The sequence below is a fragment of the Hyphomonas sp. genome (assembly GCF_036964145.1).
GTDB lineage: Bacteria > Pseudomonadota > Alphaproteobacteria > Caulobacterales > Hyphomonadaceae > Hyphomonas.
The window spans coordinates 337,656-355,546 of record NZ_JBALUC010000001.1; the positions used below are offsets into that span (position 1 = coordinate 337,656).

General features: G+C 60.8%; 24 protein-coding genes and 1 tRNA gene. 14 read left to right on the plus strand and 11 right to left on the minus strand.

The window, feature by feature from the left end; translation table 11 throughout:
* The first annotated feature begins 40 nt into the window (after positions 1-40).
* The 8 genes from ykgO (at position 41) to V7660_RS01775 (ending at position 5,073) form a co-directional block, all read left to right on the plus strand.
* A complete protein-coding gene (ykgO, locus tag V7660_RS01740) occupies positions 41-166 on the plus strand; it encodes a type B 50S ribosomal protein L36 (RefSeq protein WP_011648318.1) in 126 nt (41 codons plus the stop codon).
* Positions 167-197: 31 nt separating this feature from the next.
* Complete coding sequence (locus V7660_RS01745) at positions 198-806, plus strand: HAD family hydrolase (RefSeq protein WP_335601397.1); 609 nt, start codon at positions 198-200, stop codon at positions 804-806.
* Between the two features lie 48 nt (positions 807-854).
* On the plus strand, positions 855-1,385 hold the full coding sequence (locus V7660_RS01750) for a tetratricopeptide repeat protein (protein WP_335601398.1): 531 nt from the start codon (positions 855-857) through the stop codon (positions 1,383-1,385).
* Positions 1,386-1,390: 5 nt separating this feature from the next.
* Entirely contained in the window at positions 1,391-2,320 is a 930-nt protein-coding gene (locus V7660_RS01755) for an alpha/beta fold hydrolase (protein WP_335601399.1), read from the plus strand.
* 54 nt (positions 2,321-2,374) lie between these two features.
* Complete coding sequence (locus V7660_RS01760) at positions 2,375-2,638, plus strand: DUF2312 domain-containing protein (protein ID WP_034814889.1); 264 nt, start codon at positions 2,375-2,377, stop codon at positions 2,636-2,638.
* Positions 2,639-2,680: 42 nt separating this feature from the next.
* Positions 2,681-3,202 (plus strand): hypothetical protein, encoded by a 522-nt coding sequence (locus V7660_RS01765; protein ID WP_335601400.1) that lies wholly within the window; start codon positions 2,681-2,683, stop codon positions 3,200-3,202.
* A gap of 61 nt (positions 3,203-3,263) precedes the next feature.
* Entirely contained in the window at positions 3,264-4,124 is an 861-nt protein-coding gene (locus V7660_RS01770; RefSeq protein ID WP_335601401.1) for an SDR family oxidoreductase, read from the plus strand.
* A gap of 76 nt (positions 4,125-4,200) precedes the next feature.
* Positions 4,201-5,073 (plus strand): SDR family NAD(P)-dependent oxidoreductase, encoded by an 873-nt coding sequence (locus V7660_RS01775; protein WP_335601402.1) that lies wholly within the window; start codon positions 4,201-4,203, stop codon positions 5,071-5,073.
* A 16-nt stretch (positions 5,074-5,089) separates the two neighbouring features.
* Here V7660_RS01775 and V7660_RS01780 read toward each other — a convergent pair whose 3' ends face one another.
* Entirely contained in the window at positions 5,090-5,377 is a 288-nt protein-coding gene (locus V7660_RS01780; RefSeq protein WP_335601403.1) for a hypothetical protein, read from the minus strand.
* Between V7660_RS01780 and V7660_RS01785 the strand changes: the two genes are divergently transcribed.
* Positions 5,376-6,323 carry a DMT family transporter gene (locus V7660_RS01785; RefSeq protein ID WP_335601404.1) on the plus strand — a complete coding sequence of 316 codons (948 nt, stop codon included), beginning with the start codon at positions 5,376-5,378 and terminating at the stop codon, positions 6,321-6,323. The genes V7660_RS01780 and V7660_RS01785 overlap by 2 nt on opposite strands.
* Positions 6,324-6,332: 9 nt before the next feature.
* Here the strand turns inward: V7660_RS01785 and V7660_RS01790 are convergent, their stop codons facing one another.
* Both V7660_RS01790 and V7660_RS01795 read right to left on the minus strand, forming a co-directional pair.
* The gene (locus V7660_RS01790; RefSeq protein ID WP_335601405.1) at positions 6,333-6,854 is read right to left on the minus strand and encodes a disulfide bond formation protein B; all 522 of its coding nucleotides are present in this window, start codon (positions 6,852-6,854) and stop codon (positions 6,333-6,335) included.
* A gap of 74 nt (positions 6,855-6,928) precedes the next feature.
* Positions 6,929-7,534 carry an exopolysaccharide biosynthesis protein gene (locus V7660_RS01795; RefSeq protein WP_335601406.1) on the minus strand — a complete coding sequence of 202 codons (606 nt, stop codon included), beginning with the start codon at positions 7,532-7,534 and terminating at the stop codon, positions 6,929-6,931.
* Between the two features lie 89 nt (positions 7,535-7,623).
* Between V7660_RS01795 and V7660_RS01800 the strand changes: the two genes are divergently transcribed.
* Positions 7,624-7,710: transfer RNA gene (locus V7660_RS01800), tRNA-Leu, on the plus strand.
* A gap of 13 nt (positions 7,711-7,723) precedes the next feature.
* Here V7660_RS01800 and V7660_RS01805 read toward each other — a convergent pair.
* From V7660_RS01805 to V7660_RS01820, 4 genes are read right to left on the minus strand one after another with little or no spacing between them, the layout of a single operon-like run.
* Positions 7,724-8,425, minus strand: a complete 702-nt coding sequence (locus tag V7660_RS01805) for a DUF3299 domain-containing protein (RefSeq protein ID WP_335601407.1) — start codon at positions 8,423-8,425, stop codon at positions 7,724-7,726.
* A 50-nt stretch (positions 8,426-8,475) separates the two neighbouring features.
* Positions 8,476-9,744, minus strand: coding sequence for an ABC transporter permease (locus V7660_RS01810; protein ID WP_335601408.1), 1,269 nt, complete (start codon positions 9,742-9,744; stop codon positions 8,476-8,478).
* Positions 9,741-10,436: an ABC transporter ATP-binding protein gene (locus tag V7660_RS01815; RefSeq protein ID WP_335601409.1), complete on the minus strand. Its 696-nt coding sequence runs from the start codon at positions 10,434-10,436 to the stop codon at positions 9,741-9,743. The genes V7660_RS01810 and V7660_RS01815 overlap by 4 nt, the downstream gene beginning before the upstream one ends.
* A gap of 1 nt (position 10,437) precedes the next feature.
* Entirely contained in the window at positions 10,438-11,082 is a 645-nt protein-coding gene (locus tag V7660_RS01820) for a ZrgA family zinc uptake protein (protein WP_335601410.1), read from the minus strand.
* A gap of 151 nt (positions 11,083-11,233) precedes the next feature.
* Between V7660_RS01820 and V7660_RS01825 the strand changes: the two genes are divergently transcribed.
* The 3 genes from V7660_RS01825 to V7660_RS01835 are packed head-to-tail and all read left to right on the plus strand — an operon-like array spanning position 11,234 to position 13,526.
* Positions 11,234-12,031 carry a ZIP family metal transporter gene (locus tag V7660_RS01825; RefSeq protein ID WP_335601411.1) on the plus strand — a complete coding sequence of 266 codons (798 nt, stop codon included), beginning with the start codon at positions 11,234-11,236 and terminating at the stop codon, positions 12,029-12,031.
* A complete protein-coding gene (locus V7660_RS01830) occupies positions 12,031-12,840 on the plus strand; it encodes a HupE/UreJ family protein (protein ID WP_335601412.1) in 810 nt (269 codons plus the stop codon). The genes V7660_RS01825 and V7660_RS01830 overlap by 1 nt, the downstream gene beginning before the upstream one ends.
* A 41-nt stretch (positions 12,841-12,881) precedes the next feature.
* Positions 12,882-13,526, plus strand: coding sequence for a hypothetical protein (locus V7660_RS01835; protein ID WP_335601413.1), 645 nt, complete (start codon positions 12,882-12,884; stop codon positions 13,524-13,526).
* Positions 13,527-13,532: 6 nt separating this feature from the next.
* Here the strand turns inward: V7660_RS01835 and V7660_RS01840 are convergent, their stop codons facing one another.
* Positions 13,533-14,834 (minus strand): polyhydroxyalkanoate depolymerase, encoded by a 1,302-nt coding sequence (locus tag V7660_RS01840; protein ID WP_335601414.1) that lies wholly within the window; start codon positions 14,832-14,834, stop codon positions 13,533-13,535.
* Between the two features lie 188 nt (positions 14,835-15,022).
* On the opposite strand from V7660_RS01840, the gene V7660_RS01845 reads away from it, so the two are divergent.
* Entirely contained in the window at positions 15,023-15,406 is a 384-nt protein-coding gene (locus V7660_RS01845) for a hypothetical protein (protein WP_335601415.1), read from the plus strand.
* Between the two features lie 6 nt (positions 15,407-15,412).
* Here V7660_RS01845 and V7660_RS01850 read toward each other — a convergent pair whose 3' ends face one another.
* The 3 genes from V7660_RS01850 to V7660_RS01860 all read right to left on the minus strand — a co-directional run bounded on the left by V7660_RS01850 (position 15,413) and on the right by V7660_RS01860 (position 17,747).
* A complete protein-coding gene (locus V7660_RS01850) occupies positions 15,413-15,829 on the minus strand; it encodes a hypothetical protein (RefSeq protein WP_335601416.1) in 417 nt (138 codons plus the stop codon).
* A 33-nt stretch (positions 15,830-15,862) separates the two neighbouring features.
* Positions 15,863-16,462, minus strand: a complete 600-nt coding sequence (locus V7660_RS01855; protein WP_335601417.1) for a TetR/AcrR family transcriptional regulator — start codon at positions 16,460-16,462, stop codon at positions 15,863-15,865.
* Between the two features lie 154 nt (positions 16,463-16,616).
* Complete coding sequence (locus V7660_RS01860) at positions 16,617-17,747, minus strand: iron-containing alcohol dehydrogenase (RefSeq protein WP_335601418.1); 1,131 nt, start codon at positions 17,745-17,747, stop codon at positions 16,617-16,619.
* Positions 17,748-17,891: the final 144 nt, after the last annotated feature.

Genomic DNA, 17,891 nt, shown 5'->3' on the forward strand with positions numbered 1-17,891 from the left:
GCTCCGCTTTCCAATTCCTTATGATCCACAGGCTAGGCCCATGAAAGTCCGCTCGTCTCTCAAATCGCTCAAGTCGCGTCACCGCGACTGCAAGATCGTGCGCCGCAAGGGCCGCGTTTACGTCATCAACAAGACTGACCCCCGCTTCAAAGCAAAGCAGGGCTGACGTGAACATGAACAGGCAATGAGGCGGCACTATGGCTGCTGAAATTGCCCTGTTCGACCTTGGGCATGTAGTCCTTGATTGGGACCCTGCACGACTCTACGCGAAGATCATTGATACGCCGCAGGAACGCGCGACGTTCCTGACGGATATCTGCAACATGACGTGGCATACACGACATGATGCCGGCGCCAGCTTTGCCGACAATGCGGCCGACCTGATCCGGCAATACCCCCATTATGAATCGGAAATCCTCGCTTGGGGCCGGCGATGGATGGAGATGTTTGACGGCTATATGGATGGCACGGCCGAGCTGATTGAGCGGCTGGAGGCCCGGCAGGTGCCGCTTTACGCACTTTCCAACATGCCGGCAGAGCCGTGGCAGGAGATGCTTGACGAATTCGAGGTTCTGCGGCGGTTTCGCCATGTCGTCGTGTCCGGCCAGATCGGCCTGATCAAGCCTGGTGCCGCCATTTACCATCACACCCTCGAAAGAATGGGGCATCCTGCCACTGAAACTGTTCTCTTCATTGACAACAGCCTGCCGAATGTCGAAGCGGCCGATGCCCTCGGATTCCGGACGCATCACTTCAAGCATGCGCAGGGCCTGGAAGAGGCATTGGTGCGTGAAGGCCTGCTCTGACAGCAAGTTGAGGTTGCCGCGCCCGTTGCACGGCATAATATCGGATTGATGATAAGAGCGCTCCTCCTGGCAGTCCTGTTTCTTGCGGGCGCGGCACATGCCGAGCCATCGGACGAGATGTTCGAGAAACTGCGTAATGCCCCCAGCGACAGCGAAGCCAATGATGTCGCCATGGATATCTGGGCGTCATGGATGGAATCCGGGTCTCCGACTGTGGATGTCATCATGGAGCGCGGCGTCGATGCCCAGACCGCTGGCGATTTCGAGACCGCGCGCGCTTTTTATGACCGCGCCATCCTGATCAAGCCTGACTATCCTGAAGCGTGGAACCGTCGGGCCTCGATTTTCATGATGAGCGAGAATTATCCCGAAGCGTTGAGAGACCTGAACGAGACGCTCCGGCTGGAGCCGCGCCATTTCGGCGCGTGGTCCGGGCTCGGCATGATGTTCGAAAGCATGGGCTCTCCCCAACACGCGCTGGAAGCCTATCGCGAAGCCATCAAGATCCATCCCCGCATGCAGCAGGCTCTGGTCGCGGAAAAGCGACTATCCAAGCTGGCTGAAGGCCAGGGCCTTTGAGGCGGATGCTCACGGCAACAGCCCTTGGCATCTGCGCGCTCGGCACCGGGGCCTGCGTGACCAGCACAGCCTACAAGAACAAGGTCGAAGCGGCATACCCGCCGATTGGTCAGGCTGTGGCGGTTGGTGGCGAAACCGTCCATGTCATCCAGGAAGGGCAGGCGGGGCCGCCTGTCCTGATGATCCACGGCGCCAGCGCGAACGCGCGCGAATTCACCTGGACCCTCGCGCCCCGGCTGGAAAACACGCATCGTGTCTTCATGGCGGACCGGCCCGGGCATGGCTATTCTGGGCGTCCAGAGGACGCACACAATCTCGGCGTTCAGGCGGCCCAGATGGCAGGCGTTCTTGATGCCCTCGCGCCCGGGGAAAAGACTGTCCTTGTCGGCCATTCCTTTGGCGGGGCGGTCGCCCTCCGGGTGGCGCTCGACCGGCCTGATCTCGTCAAGGCACTCGTCCTGCTTGCGCCGGTGACCCATGAGTGGGGCGGCGGCGGGCAAGCCTGGTACAATTCCTTCGCCGCCCCGCCTCTGGTGGGGCCGGTGTTCAGCCAGCTTTTGCCCTTGGTCGGTCCGGGCCAGCTCGGCAATGGCATCGACGGCGTCTTTGATCCGGCGCCTGCGCCTGAAAACTATTCCGAGAATTCGGCTATCGGGCTTCTGTTCCGTCCGCCAAACTTCCGGGCCAATGCGCGTGACGTGAAAGCGCTGGAGGACCAGTTGGCTGCGCAATCGAAGCGCTATAGCGAGTTGGACATGCCGATCACCGTGTTTTCCGGCAGTGGCGACACGGTGATTTCCCCGAAGCTTCATGTCGGCCAACTGAAGAAACAGGTGGCCGTCAATCTGGTGATCCTGCCGCAGGAAGGGCACATGCCGCATCATGGCGAGGGGGAAGCTGTTGCTGACGCCATTCGCCGTCTGGCCAGCGAGTGAAACTCCCGCTAAGACGCGCCTTCTTTTCTGATCCCGATTCCCAAGGAGCCTCTCATGGACGACGAAGCCTCGATCACCCATCTCACCGAAGCGACCCGCGAGAAACTCCGCCAGACCGTCGCCAAGATCGAGCGTCTGGAAGAGGAGAAGAAAGAGGTCGCCGAGCAGATCAAGGAAATCTACGCTGAAGCCAAGGCCTTCGGCTTTGACACCAAGGCCCTGCGCCAGGTGATCAAGCTGCGCAAGGTCGACCGGGCTGAGCGTGAAGAGCAGGAAATGGTGCTCGACACTTACCTGCTGGCCCTCGGCGAAGCCTGAGCGGGTTTGCCTCCCGCACAATAATCACCATATTCTCTGCTCATGGGCCGAGATGTCGACGAACGCAAGAAACGCGCGGCGCTCCGTAAACTACGGAAGGCGGCAGCGTTGGCTGAGCAGGGGCTCGGCCCGCCCTTGTCTGACTGGGAAAAGCAATTCCTTGAAGAGGTCGAAGAGCGGATCGAGACCTATGGGTCCGCGTTCGCGGATCCTTTGAAGGGGAGTGACGGCGAAGCGCTGTCCAGCCTCCAGCAGATGAAACTGAAAGAGATCGACAAGAAGGCGCGCGGCAAGGCGAAGACCGGCTTTGGCGGAAAGAAAAAGACCAGCAGTTTCAACAAGCGGCCAACACCGCGTGTGCGCCAACTGGACGATGATCTTGTTGATGACGACCCTACGCCCCCAACACCGGAGCCGCCTGTGCGGAGTGCGCCAAAACTGGTGCGCGCGTCAGACTTGAAACCGCCGGATCCGAAACCGCCAATGAAGGAAGCTCCCCAAGTCGAGCCTCCGAAGAAGCGCACGGCCTTCCGTGTCATTGAGGGCGGAAAGCAGACCGAGTAAACCCAAAGCCGAGTTTGGTGCGTATAGTTTCCTGGTTCCCGAAATTGGAAGGACAACTCGCATGAAGACGGTTGTGATCACAGGCGCATCGACTGGTATTGGCGAAGCGACGGCGCTTTATCTCGCCAAGCATGGCTGGTGCGTCTATGCGGGCGTGCGCAAGCAGGCGGATGCCGACGCGCTCCGTGCCAGTTCGGAAGGCGATATCCGTCCGCTGATCCTGGACGTGACCCGGCAGGATCAGGTGGACGCCGCCGTGCGGGAAGTGTCCGCAGCGCTGAAGGGCGAGACGCTGACCGGCCTCGTCAACAATGCCGGCATCGCGAATATGGGTCCGTTGGCAATCCAGCCACTGGATGAGTTCAAGGCGCATTTCGACGTTAACGTCTTTGGCCTGTTGCGCGCCTCTCAAGCCTGTGCACCGCTATTGGGTATGGACCCTGACCGGACAGGCGAGCCCGGCCGGATCATCAACATTACCAGTGTCGGTGGCCGGATATCCTCTCCGTTTCTCGGGGCTTACACCGCCACCAAGCATGCCGTCGAAGCCATGACGGATTCGATGCGCCGGGAACTCGTCATCTTCGGAATTGATGCCATCGCCATCGGGCCGGGCTCCGTGAAGACACCGATCTGGGACAAGGCCGAAGAGGCAAACGCCGATGGCGCGTATGCTGACAGCGCCTGGTCGAACGCCCTGAAAGAATTTGAACAGGTCATGCTGAAAGGTGGCCGGGACGGCCTGCCGCCGGAGCAGATTGCCAAGACGATCGAGATTGCGCTGGAGGACGCGACGCCGCGTGCCCGCTATGCGCCGGTGCCGAACAAGCTGACCAATTGGTATGTGCCGACCCTCCTGCCCAAGCGCATGCTGGACGGCGTGTTCTGGAAACGCTTCGGCATGAAGAAGCGTGGCAAGTAAATTTTCGCGCGGCCATTGACGGACCGCGGGGAAGGCGCGCGCATTCTCCTGAAAACAGAACGGGAGGAATACACACATGGCCAATCTGGACGGCAAGGTCGCCATCATCACGGGCGGTGCCAGCGGCATTGGGCTTGCGGGCGTCGAGACATTCGTCGCGGCGGGTGCGAAAGTCGTGGCAGGGGATATTCAGGACGAAAAAGGCCAGGCGCTGCAGACGCGCTTTGGTGATGACAAGGTCCTGTTCGTCCATTGCGATGTGACGGACATGACCGATCTTGAAGGCATCATGGGCAAGGCCGTCGACCATTTCGGACGTCTCGACATTCTCTGGAACAATGCGGGCCATGGTGGAACGCCCGATACGGTCGAAGAACTGGATCTCGACGCCTATGACCAGACCATGACACTGCTGCTGAAGCAGGTCTTCGCGGGCACCAAATTCGCGATCCCGCACATGAAGGAAAACGGCGGCGCGATCATCAACACATCTTCTATCAGCGCCGTCTGCGCCGGCTATGCGCCGATCACTTATTCGGTTGCCAAGAAAGGCGTTGCCCATTTCTCGAAAGTGGCAGCCGCAGAACTCGCAAAGTACGGCATCCGTGTGAATGCAGTCCTGCCGGGTTTCATTGCCACCTCGATCTTCGGCGCCTCGCTGGGCTTGTCGCGCGAGCAGGCGGACCAGATGGCGGCGATGCTTGTAGACGCAGGCGGCAGCATGCAACCCGCGGGACGGGTCGGGAAGGGCGAAGACATTGCCGAGATGGCCGCGTTCCTCGCCTCCGATGCGGCGAGTTTCATCACGGGCGGGGAATTTCTCGTCGATGGAGGCATGACGGTCGGTCCGCGCCATTCTTGGGATGAGACCGCCGGGGGACCTTTGCTGGACGCGCTGGGTATCACGCCAGAACAAGCTGAACAGATGCGGGAACAGATGGCAGGCTAGAGCGGTTGATGAGGCGCTACGGGTCTTCCGTCAGTGCCTCAAGACCCGGGATTGCCTCCACTTTCTGGAGCAGGGCGGGCAGCGTTTTCGCGCGGGCGACCGGGCGGCCCCGCTCGTCCGCTATTACGAATCCGGTTTTTGACTTACTGAGAGGAAATCGGCGCCAATGGGCGCGGGTCCTGAAAATCCAGACCTGGTCAGGTTCGCGCCCCGATGCGGCCCAGCCGGTCCACATATGATCGGCTGGCAATTCCCGCCAAAGGCGGTCGATCTCGTCAATTTCGGAAGGCGTAAAGCGGCCCATGGATTCTCGCCCCGATCAGTCTCAATCTTCAGACGTAGAGCCCGCCGGTGCGCCGCGCAACATTGAGGGCGCGCTTTGGATGCTCGCATCCGGCGTGACCTTCACGGTGTTCCTGACGCTTTCCAAAATTCAGTCAGCGAGTTTTGATCCGGGCTTTCTGGCCTTCTGGCGCTCCGGCGTGGCGCTCATCGTCGTGATCCCGGTGATCCTCCAGCAGGGTCTCACCGTGATGAAAATTCACCAGCCCGGCCTCATCTTGTTGCGGAGTCTGTTCGGGACGCTGGGCTTTGCACTCGGTTTCTACGCCGTGTCGGACGCGGTTGGCCTGCCACTGTCCGAATTCAATGCGATCAGTTTTTCCCGGGCCATGTTCGTCACCTTTCTCGCGGCAGTCATTCTGAAGGAACGGGTCGGCGTGCATCGCTGGGGCGCCACAATTGCGGGATGTTTCGGGGTCATGATTATGATGCAGCCCCAACTCGGCATCAGCCTGGGCATGGTTCTCGCCGTATCGGCGGCGTTCTGCCTGGCTGGTGCGATCACGCTGGTGAAATCCCTGACGCGTCTGCACAGGCCGGTGACCCTGTTGATCTGGGCAAACCTCCTGTCCTCGATCCTGTTATTGCCGCTCGCCATCCTGAAGTGGCCGGAAGTGGCGCCCTCTGTCATCGACTGGTCCTGGATCGGCCTGATGGGCGTATGCGGTGTGACGGGACAATATTTCTATATTCGCGCCATGAGTATCGGTGACGCCTCCTTTCTCTCGCCCATCGACTATATGCGGCTGCCCATGGCAGCGGTGGTCGACTGGACGCTGTTTCAGGCGTTGCCCGGCTTCTGGACCTGGGTGGGGACAGCGATCATCATTGGGGCGACCTTGTACATCACGATCCGGGAACAGCGCTTGCGGCGCGCGTCAGTGCGATCAACCCGGAAAACTTCTTGAGGTCGAGTATCAGTCGGCGGCTGTCATATCGACCGCGCCCCGAAAGGTCGCGCCCGCTGCGATGAAGCTGAGCACGGCCATGATGGCAGAGATCACACCGTTCCAGCCCGCCATTGACAGGCCGAGAATGTAGAAGGGGGCATCCGTACAGGAGGGTACCTGCATCGGCTTGCTGAAATCCTGGATAGCCATCGGATCAATCGGCCCTTCACCCGAGCAACCTGCCGGTGGGGGGAGCAAGCCCCATTCTACGCCGGAATGGTAGAAGGCCACCACAACGCCAACGACGAAGACGAGACCGATCATCATGTTGAGTGCCACAAGGAAGCGACGCTTTGGAATCCACCGCCAGAGGGCGAGGCCGGTCAGGGTCATGGCGATCAGCGCCCAATAGACTTCCCGTTGCCGCAGGCAGAGCGGGCAGGGGGCAAGATGGCCAAAGATCTCGAAGACATGCGCCGCCGCCAGCATGAAGCCAGACACAGCGACCGCGATAGCTGGCCACTTCCAGTCTTTGAGGAGGGATCGCATGAAGTCCATGTATCAGCTAAAGCCGGGCAGGGTCATGACCACAATGCGGCGCAAGGTCACTTTGTCGTTATGCCTCAGCCAAACAGACTGACGGCGCCGAACATGACCGCGCCGACAAGGCCGCTGACCCATGCCGTGCCGATGGTGAGGCCGGCTATGACCATGAGGCCGTCTTTCTGCATCAGGCCGAAGGAGGCGATGGCGACGGCAAAGCCCGGCACGGTATTGGTCATGGGCAGGGGCACGAGGATCGACGCACAGAATACGCAGAGGAACAGGCCGATGACCCGCTCGGACCGCTTGCCCGTGATCATGGTCAGGCGCGGCCGCACGATCAGTTCGACCCAGCCAAGCCATTTGCGACCGCCTGATGCCATCTGGGTCAGGCCCTTGCGGTCAATATGGCGAGTAGCGAGCTTTTCCGGCATCCAGGGTTGTTCCCGGCCCATCGCCATTTGCGCGGCCAGCGCCATCATGGGCAGCGCCACAACCTGCGGCACGCCATAAAGGAACGGAATGCAACAGGGTAGGGCCAGCAGGAACAGGCCGGCCCCAAACGCGCTCTCATCCAGTTGGTCGAAAATTTCCCGGAGCGAGAACCCTTTTTCGGGCGCCCGTCCAGCGAGCGCCTCGATGGTCTGCAGCAGGGTTTTTTCGGTCGGAAGTTCGGTGGAAGACATATTCCAGCTGTTAGATGTCTTTGATCGCTACGTCGAGTAGATTGACAGGTGACCCGGCTATGCGGCAGGAGAAGCGCTCCCTGCAAAGGGCCTCTGTGGCGGAATTGGTAGACGCGACGGATTCAAAATCCGTTTCTGGTGACAGAGTGCCGGTTCGAGTCCGGCCAGAGGTACCACATTAGCCAACCATCAATATTCGTACTTCTCGATATGTGTCAGCTTGAGCGTATAGGCGGCATCAGCCAGTTCGCTCTCCTGTGTCTCGGTGGTCAGGATGCCCTCGACCCAGACCGCCTGAGCGAGGTCCTTCAGCAGGATCGGCTCATCGGTCGAGACGAAGACGGTCTGGTTCGGCGGCGGCGGTGGTGCGTGGATGCAGGCGCCGAAATAGGGGACCATCAGGAATTCGGCAACTTCGGCTTTTGCACCATATTCGAACGGCACCGTGTATCCTGGTAGCCGGATGGTCTTGCCGTTGAGCTCCTTGACGGTGTTGAATGTGCCGATCTGGACCATGGCGTCTGCGGCTGAGCCTTCAGCGACGCCGCCTCCCCCATACAGCATGGACATCTGGCTCTGGTACATCTGCGCAAGGCGTTCTTCCTCGCCTTCGGGCATCAGGTCTTCCCAGCCGATTTCGGTCACGCCGCGGGCTTCGGCTTCGGCTTTCTTGCGCGCCTGATCGGCGGCGCGGGCGGCAATGGTCGCTTCGCGTTTTGCTTTACGCTCTGCTTCGCTCTCACCAATCTTGTCGCCCACCTGCGGGGCTTCCGCAGTCGATTCTGCTTCAGGGGCAGGGGTACCGGGATCAGTCGGTGCATCGGCTTGCCCGCAGGCGGCCAGCAAGCCTGTCATCAGGGCGGCGGTCAGGAGGGAAGAAATCTGTTTCATGATGCCAATCTAGGATGCGCGGGCGTGGCCCGCCAGTGGGGTTGAGCGGTTCAGAGTCGAATGGACAATCCATCGGCAAGCGACCGGCGAAAGGCCATCCAGGCCGGGATGGCCCCGGCGAGCAGGGCCGCGCCTGTCACCGCCAGCAGCGTATAGAGATCTGTCAGTCCCGGCCCGGTGCCAATCAGGGAAATGCCGTAATGCGCAGAGACGAGTGGGCCGACCACGGCAAGAAGCACGTGAATGAGCAGGATGCCGAGCGCCGCACCGAGGAAACCGACCAGGCCTGCCTCCAGTACCAGGAGCGCAAAGATGTGGCCCGGCCGGGCGCCGACCGCGCGCAGGATCGACATCTCCCGCCGCCGCTCATTCAGGCTGGTCAGGATGGAAGTGAGGATGGAGACGACGCCCACCGCGATGACAAAGATCGAGACCGCCAGCAGGGCGCGCTCGGCAATCGCGGTCACACTCCAGAGCTCTGCGAGCGCCTGTGACGGGATGATCGCCATCAGCGGCTCGCCCCGGTTCGTATTGATCTCGCGCCGTGTAGTGAGAATTGTGCCCCGGCGCTTCAGGCCGAGGAAGATGGCGGTGACGGTCTTCGGCGTCAGGTCGAAGGTCCGGATCGTCTCTTCGGTGATATTGTCGGCGAGCGGATTCTTCGCGCCGGTTTCCCAGCCGACATGAATTGCCGTAATGGCCTCCAGCGAGACATGCACCGTCTGGTCCACGGGGGTTCCTGTAGGAGCGAGGATGCCGACGACCCTGAAGGGGCGGTTTTCGTGCCCTGATCCAAAATCTGCCTGGCCGAGGCCGTGCGACAGGGTCATCGGACTTCCAAGTGTGTAATCCAGCTCGCGTGCCACATCGGCGCCAATGACCGCGTCGAACAAATCTTCGAATTGTTCGCCCTCGGCCAATAGGAGATCCTGATTGCGACCATATTTGTAATGGTCGAAATAATCCGGAGTCGTGCCCATGACGCGGAAGCCGCGATGGCTGTCGCCGAGGGAGATCGGGACGGCCCAATCGACGTCCGGCCGGGCAGCGATTTCCTGATAGGTCGGCCATGAAACCTCGGCCGTCGCGCTGCCCATCCTGAATACAGAGTAGAGCAGCAGATTCACGCTGCCTGTGGGGGCGCCGACGATAAGTTCGGTCCCCGAAATCGTATTGCCAAAGCCTTCGCGCGCGCCGGTGCGAGCCTTGTCCACGCCGAGGAACAGCGCAACAGACAGGGCCACGGCGAGGAGGGTCAACAGGACCGATGCCTTGCGGTTCATCAGGCTTTGCCCGGCCAGGGCGAAGATCGCGCTCATACAGTCATCCCCACGCGATTGATCTCTCCCAAATCCACCGACCGGTCGAAATGGGAGGCAAGGCTGGCATCATGGCTGACGAAGAGGAGCGCTGCGCCCGTGCGCCGGGCTTCTTCGCTGAGCAATTCGATGAAGCGGTCGCGGGCATCTGCATCGAGCGCCGAGGTCGGCTCGTCTGCGATCACGATCTCCGGGCCGCCGATCAGGGCGCGGGCCGCAGCGACACGCTGCTGTTGACCAACCGAGAGGTCAGACACGCGGCGCGCAAGCAGGGTTTCATCGGTCAGGCCAAGACGCGCCAGCAAGCGCCGGGCTTCGTCGTCTTCCTCGCCGCTGATGGCTGCGCGCCGCTTGGGCGAAAACCGCAGGGGCAGGATCACGTTTCCGACCACGGAGAGATAAGGGACGAGATTGAACATCTGGAAGATGACGCCGAGATGGTCAGCTCGCAGGCGATCGCGCGCTGCCGGTTTCAGGCTTGAGAGGTTCCGGCCGAGAACGTTTACCTGGCCTGAGCCAGCTTCCAGAACGCCAGCAATAATACCGAGCAGGGTGGATTTTCCCGATCCGGAGGCGCCGCGGAGGAACAGGCGCTCGCCAGCCTCAAGCCGAAAAGATGCAATGTCGAGCACGTCCTCGCCGGGCGCCCAGGCAAAACGCAAATCCGAGATCGAGACGACAGGCTCTGCCATGTCAGGATACGAAGGGCAGGAAAGGATTGTCCGGCGTGAGCGTCGCGGATGCGGTCTCGGCCGCTTCGCCGAGATAGACGGCATCGACTTCCTCAAAGGCCGGATATTTCTCAAAGCCGGTAAACATCAAACCGTCCAGCTGGCTTGGCCTACGACAATCCCAAACGATTGAAAGCGTGAGCGCAGCATGGTCGCCGGACCGGCGTAGGTCTGCTGACCGTTCGACCAGATCGCACCGCGCATTGCCCATCAGTTCGGTCAGACCTTCGGCATATTGTTCCAGCTCGGTCGATTTCTTCTTTGTCTTTTCAGACAGGCCGTAATTGGCCAGCGGCGCATCAACGGTGATGGTCACGAAATTGGTGTCGAGCGTCACAGCCAGTTCCGCCGCGCCATGCACATGCGCTTCGCCGCCAATATGCTCTTCATGGTCTTCGTCATGGTGGTCTGCTTCTTCCACCGCTTGCGGCATGGTGGTTCGGGCAAGGGAGGGTGCGTCATCGGCCAGAGTTTCCGCTGGAGGCGGAGAGCCTACAGCTGCCGGTTCCGGCTCATAGGGCGCTTCTGCACTACAGGCGACGCTCAATATTAATGCGGCGCAGGCCAGAAGCCAGCTGCTGCCCCGACCCCATGATCGATCCGTCATATCGCTCCCATCGTCCCGCCTGGGGAATTCAGTAAAACCGGAAAATCTTCTCGCAAGCCGAATAATGATACCATATAACACTTCTTCGCAAGGCCGCAGGACGCGGTTATAGACCGCACCTGACTGTTAACGGACCGGCTGACAGCTTTCCATGTTTGAATCCATGCAAGCCCCTTTGTTTTTCGGCTTGATCGCGGCCTTTGTGACCACGGTCGGCCTCATCGCTGTGGCGATGCGGGGCGATTGGAGTGCGCGGTTCTCTGCCGTCATGGGCCTCGCGGCGGCCGGTATGCTCGTCACGCTCAGCCTGTTGCACATCGCGCCGGAAGCGTTCGCCGAAAGCACGCGAGCGCCATACTTCATGCTGGGCGGGTTCCTCGGCGGGCTGATACTGAATTACGGCCTCAACACATTTTTCCCGGAAAGCGTGAATGGCGGCCGGATGGCGGCTGTAACCCCCATAATCGCGATTGCCATTCATTCTTTCATCGACGGCGTAATCTATTCAGTGACCTTCGCTGCGAGCTTTTCCGCAGGCGTCTATGCGGCGGTCTCGCTGATCTTGCATGAGTTTCCGGAAGGCGTGATCGCGTTCGCGATCCTGCGCCGGCACAATTTTTCGAACCGGCAATCCTTCCTGTGGGCCTTTCTGGCCGCATCCGCCACCACGCCCTTGGGCGTGCTGATGTCGTCGCCCTTCATGTATTTCCTGGGAAGCGAGGCGGTTGGCGCGCTTTTCGCGGCCTCTGCCGGCCTGCTTCTCTATGTTGCGACAGGCCCTTTGATGGCTCCGCTGAAGGAGGAGCCGCCGCTCCGCAGCCTGCTGGCCCTGTCGTCCGGGGTGGCCATAGCGCTCGTGCTATCCTTCTTGCCGGTACATGATCATGATGACGACCATCACGAGGCCATCCACATGGAAGCACCACACCCGCTGCCGGACGAGATCTGATGCGGCATCGGCTCATCGCCTTTCTGGCATGCTGCCTGATGGCCTGCCTTGCCGTCACCTCTGCGCCGCAAGCGGCGTTCGCCCACCCGGAAGACGAGCTTTGCCTGCCGGGAGGAGGGATGGACCCCGCTTTGTGCCGGGAGCTTCAGGAACTGGACCGCGCCGGCAACGCAACTGAAACGGGAGACGACGTTCCGGGCGGGGAGATCGAACTCGACCGATCCTGGCTCGAGACGGCGATCTTCTATATCCGCATCGGCTTTGAGCACATCCTGCCGATGGGCGTGGATCATATCCTGTTCGTGCTGGCCCTCTTCCTGTCCAGTCGGCGGATTAAGCCGCTGCTCTGGCAAATCTCCGCCTTCACGCTGGCGCACACTTCCACGCTCGGCCTTGCCGCAGCCGGCGTGATCGCGCCTCCGGCAAGTATCGTCGAGCCGCTGATCGCGCTGACCATCGCCTGGGCCGCCCTTGAGAACATTCTGTTCAAGGAGCCAAGCGGCTGGCGCCCCGCGCTGGTCTTCGGGTTCGGCCTGATTCATGGGATGGGCTTTGCGGGTGCCTTCGGGGATCTCGGTCTGCCGCCTGGCATCTTCTGGCCAGCTTTGATCGGCTTCAATGTCGGCGTGGAGATTGGTCAGTTGGCTGTGATCGGCATGGCGCTTGCAGTGGCCTTGATCATCAGGGGCGTCCTGAAACAGGCAGGCCGGGCAGACCTCTACCGGCCGGTTCTGGTCTGGCCCGTATCCGCGGCTATCGGAGTTATCGGGCTCTGGTGGGCCATCGAACGGGCTTTCCTTAACCCTTAGCCTGACAAAGTGCGCTCCGGCTTGGAACGGAACGCATTTCTATGATCTCTCGCGACTGGATCAGACATTTTGCCCCGGCTGTGCTCGCCTCTGCGATGGCAGGCTGGATCGGGTTTGCCGAACATGCGTCCGCCTATATGCCGCACGAGACGACGCCGGTTGTACGCAGGCCTGCTCCCATATCGGAGGAGCAGGACCTCGCCTCCAAGCAGGTCTATGCTGACGCCGCCGCCTGGCGCGGCGCGGAAGCCAAGCAGGCGCGCAACGCCATGATTGCAGCCTGGCTGGGCGGGCTGAACGATGCCGGTGTGGCCGACTATTCCGTACGCCATCTTGAAAAGGGGCTAATCTACGCGATCCGCTTCCGGAACCCAATCGATGGGGACGACATCCATGCGCTCTGGGTCGCTGTGCCGGATGGCCCGGACCTGCCGTCATCGGTCGTCCTGCGCGCGCCGCACCATGGCGCAACCGACCCGACCATTCTGGAACTGCAGTCGTGTACGTCGCGGCGGACCCTGCAGGTGTCTCATGGGGACCTGCCGACGGAGCAAGCGGAGGCCCGGGCTGTCTCGCAACTCAGCACATATCTTGATGCACCCGATCCGATGCCGATCACGGTGCTCAGCGAAGCGCGTGACATATGCCGCCAGATTTCCCGCGTCCTCCCGACGCCGGACAATTAGGCCGGGTCAGGCAATCTTGCTGAGACGTTCTGCGGCAGTCTCATCGGCATCCCGCATGGTGAACCGCTTGGTGAACTCGGTAACGCGCGGCGCGATTTCGGTCTGAAAACGTCTGCCATTGAACACGCCATAATGACCCACGCCCGGCTGGATATAGTCGGTCTGCATGTCCTCTGGCACCTTCGAGCAAATAGTGTGCGCAGCCTGTGTCTGGCCGATGCCGGAAATGTCGTCCTTCTCGCCTTCAACGGTCATCAGCGCGACGTCGCGGATCAGCTCCGGCTTGACCAGATGCGTGCCGCGATAGCGATAGACGCCGCGCGCAAGCTGGTGCTCCTGGAAAACGCGCACAATGGTCTGCAGGTAGAATTCCTCGGTCAGGTCGAGCACGGAGAGGTATTCGTCATAGAATTCCCGGTGCTTGCCAATATTGTCCCCATCGCCCTCGACGAGATGATTGAAGAAATTCCAGTGCGCATCGACATGGCGCGACCAGTTCATGTTCATGAAGGAGGCAAGCTGGACAAAGCCCGGATAGACACGCCTGAACATGCCCGGATACGGGCCGGGCACTGTGTGGATCATGTTCTCTTCGAACCAGGACAGCGACTTTTCTTCAGACAAGACATTCGGAATGGTCGGGCTGAGGCGCGTATCAATAGGGGAGCCCATGAAGGTCATCGAGGCCGGGCGGGCCGGATCATCTTCCTCGGCCATCATGGCAATTGCAGCAAGGACCGGGGGGCCCGGCTGGCAGACACCAAGCACATGCGCGCCGCCGCCAAGGAATTCCAGCATCGCGCGAATATGGTCGATATAATCGTCCAGATCGAACCGGCCGAGCCAGACGGGTGCCATACGGGCATCCTGCCAATCGGTGATGTAGACGTCATGGGTCGGCAGGAACGCCTCGACTGTGCCGCGCAACAGCGTCGCATAGTGACCGGAGAGGGGGGCAGCAATCAGAAGGCGGGGCTGCGGGCCCAGCTTGTCGGCATTGCGCGCCGCAGCCAGAGCTTCCGGGTCTTTCCGGAAGTGAACAAGATTGCACCAGGGTGAACGCCAAGCCGCCACGGGCGTCACTTCCACTGGTGCACTGTTGATGCGGACGGAGTCGATACGCCATTCGGGTTTGCCATAATAGCGGGTGGCGCTTTCAAATACATCCGCCATCGCGGTCAGCGACCGGCCATAATCGGTTTGGCCGAGCGGGTTTAGCGGAGAGCTCAACGCGGCCCGGCTGGCCCGGGCCGCAACGCGCATTGGCGCCATCGCGGCACGATTGATTTCGACAAGTGAATACAGCATGAGTTACACGCCTTCCATGTTGCAGTGCAACATATGTCTCTATCGGTGCAAGGGCAAACAGATTCGCCAGACACGCATGTGTCCGATCAGCCGTATGATGGTTTCCATCTTCGTGAAAATTGACCGAATTGGACAAGCGGTCACTTAACCGGGACAGGGTAAATTCCTCCCATAATGGAGTGACTGCCATGTTCCTTAAATGCCAGCCTAATCCCCATCGCGGTGGACGCATGACACGGGCGCTCGTTTATGAGCAGGCTCCGGGACAGCGTTTTGCCATTGATGCGGAAATCCTGCACAAACAGCCGGAATTGCTGAGTGATTTTGGCCGATTCATGCACGCGCGGTTCCGCATCCTGGATGCCTTGGCCTATTTCATCTGCCTTGCCGGTGTATTGGCGTCGCTTGCCTTTGTCTGGTGGATGTTCCTGCCGGGAATCGCGATCTGCACCATGATGCTGGCCGTCAACCGGAAGGCCGCCGGTGAGATCGCCCTGAAGGCCGCGCGCAAATCGGCTGATAATTTCCGCAAATTGCACGAAATGGGCTGTCTCTGGCTGGTCTTCGCCTGATCTGTCCTAGATCCGGATCATGCCGAGCACGGCCGAAACGATCGCTACCAGAGTGAACATCAAAGAGAAACTGACTGACACGGCGCGCTGCCCTTTGCGGCTGGTGCGCTCGCCTTTGTGTTTCTTCCCCGGTGTCAGCATCCAGCGGTTTGAGTAGAAGCCGAAAGCTGCCAGCAAGGCCGTCACTGCTGCAGCCCAGCTCGAGGCGAGCAGGAAGAACGCGCCCGACGCCAGCATCATGCCGGCGATGGGCGTGGAGGTCTGCAACAGCAATTCCCGCACATGCCGATCCGCCCGCGAGCCGTCCAGCTTGTCGAAACTGCAATTGGGCGACGCGATGGCCGCTACCCAGGATGAGCCGATGGCCATGGCCCCGGAAAGCAGGCCGAGATGCGTGGCGGTGGCGGCGATTCCTTCGAACATGTCGGGCAATATGCGCCGGATTCGCCGACCAGCCTAGAGAAAGCTTCGGGAGATAACGGACGCGATTATCTTTTCCTCGGCAGGAACCTGCCCGTCCAGCATCAACATGGCGAGGCCATGCACTATGGACCAGGCCTGGAGTCGCTTCACCATCTGCAATTCAGGGGGGGCGTCCGCAGGCAGCACATCTTGCAGCGTGTCCGCGAGCATCGCAAAGCCATTGGTTTGACCGTCCTGATCGCTTTCCAGCGCATTCGCCTGAGGCGCTTTGGACATCATCAATCTGAAGAGCGAGGGATTGGCCAGAGCGAAGCGGACATAGGCCCGGCCCATGGCTTCAAACGCGTCCATTCCGCCGCCGGTTTCTTCTGTCGCTCGCGCGAACGTGTCGGAAAGTTTTTCACTTCCCACCTGGCACAAGGCGCCCAGCAGGGCGGCCTTATTGGGAAAGTGCCGATACACGGCCGTGGCCGAAACCCCCACCTTGCGGGAGATTTCGCGGAGACTCAGCTTCTCGGCGGGGCGTTTGCTTATTTGGGCCAGCCCTTCTTCAATAAGGGCGGCGCGCAAGTCGCCATGATGGTAGCGATTGCCCTGAGTCTCGATGTTGACACTGTTATCATCCGTCGGCATGTTATCAATGTAAACATTGTGGTGCAGACCACAAGCGGAGGAGGGAGCGGCATGCACATGCCGCAACGTATTCCGCCGGGTTTTCAGAGAAATTTTCAGCTTGGCTGAGTGGGGGGACGGGGGACCGCTCTTTGCGGTCCCCTTCCACGTATTCCTAGAGCGCGGCCTCGTAGACCTTCGCATAATCATCTGCACTCATCGGCTTCGGATTGCCGAAATGGGCGAGATCCTTGAGCGCGTATTCGACGACGCCGGGCGCATCCTCTGCCGACAGCCCGATGGCGGACAGGGTGGCCGGAATGCCGATGTCAGCATTCAGTTCCGCAATTGCATCGCCAAGGTCGGCGCCTTGTTTCAGGCCCATGGCCTGGTGCAGGCGGACATATTTCTCATCGGCTGAGCCCTCGTGGAAGCGCAGGATATGCGGCAGGAAGATCGCGTTCAGTGTGCCGTGGTGCAAGCGTTTGTCATGCAGGCGACCCGCCGCGTGCGACAGGGCGTGAACACCACCAAGGCCCTTCACGAAGGCCAGCGCGCCTTCATAGCTTGCCATCATCATGTGCCAGCGAGCGTCGGCGTCTGACCCGTCCTTGACCGCCTTCTTCAGCCAGCCATTACCGACCGCACGGTACACGCCTTCATAAGCGATGCCTTCAGCTGGCGGGTTCACGGTGGGGGACAGCACGGATTCGATGCAGTGCGTGACGGCATCCATGCCGGTGGCCGCCGTCAGGCCCGCAGGCAGGCCAAGGGTCAGATCGGGGTCGCAGATGGCTGTCGCAGGGATCAGGTTCGGGGAGACAATTGTCTCCTTGCGGCCATTCTCAAGGACCAGGACGAGGCCAACAGAAACTTCCGAGCCTGTGCCGGACGTGGTTGGTATGGCGATCAAGGGTGGGATCTTGCCGATCTTCTTGGCGCCGCCGGTGATGGCAGCATAATTCTCCAGCGGTTCGTCATGGCTGACCATCAGGCCGATGCCTTTGGCATGGTCCATGGAAGAGCCGCCCCCAAGCGCGATCAGGCCATCCGCGCCGCATGCCTTGTAGGCGGCAGCGGCTTCCTTTGTCTGTTTCTCGGTCGGGTTCGGGACCGTCTCGGCGAAGACGCCGGCCGGGGCGACGCCCAGCGCATCCTCGACCTTTGCCAGGATGCCCGCTGCCTTGATGCCGGGGTCCGTCACGATGAAGGGGCGGGTCATGCCGAGCTTCTTCGCCGTCCCGGCCAGCTGTTTCAGCGCACCGGAATCGAAGATGCAGGTGGTGAGATAATTGATGACGGGCATGGCATGGTCCTCTTTGGGATGTTTCCTCGCCGACCATCTGCCCCAGCGGCAGCCCCTTGTTCAAGCCTGACCGTGGGAGAACTGGGATGGTACGCCGCAGCATATGGGCGAAAGCCGCCGAATTCGGAACGCACCGAGCCAAAA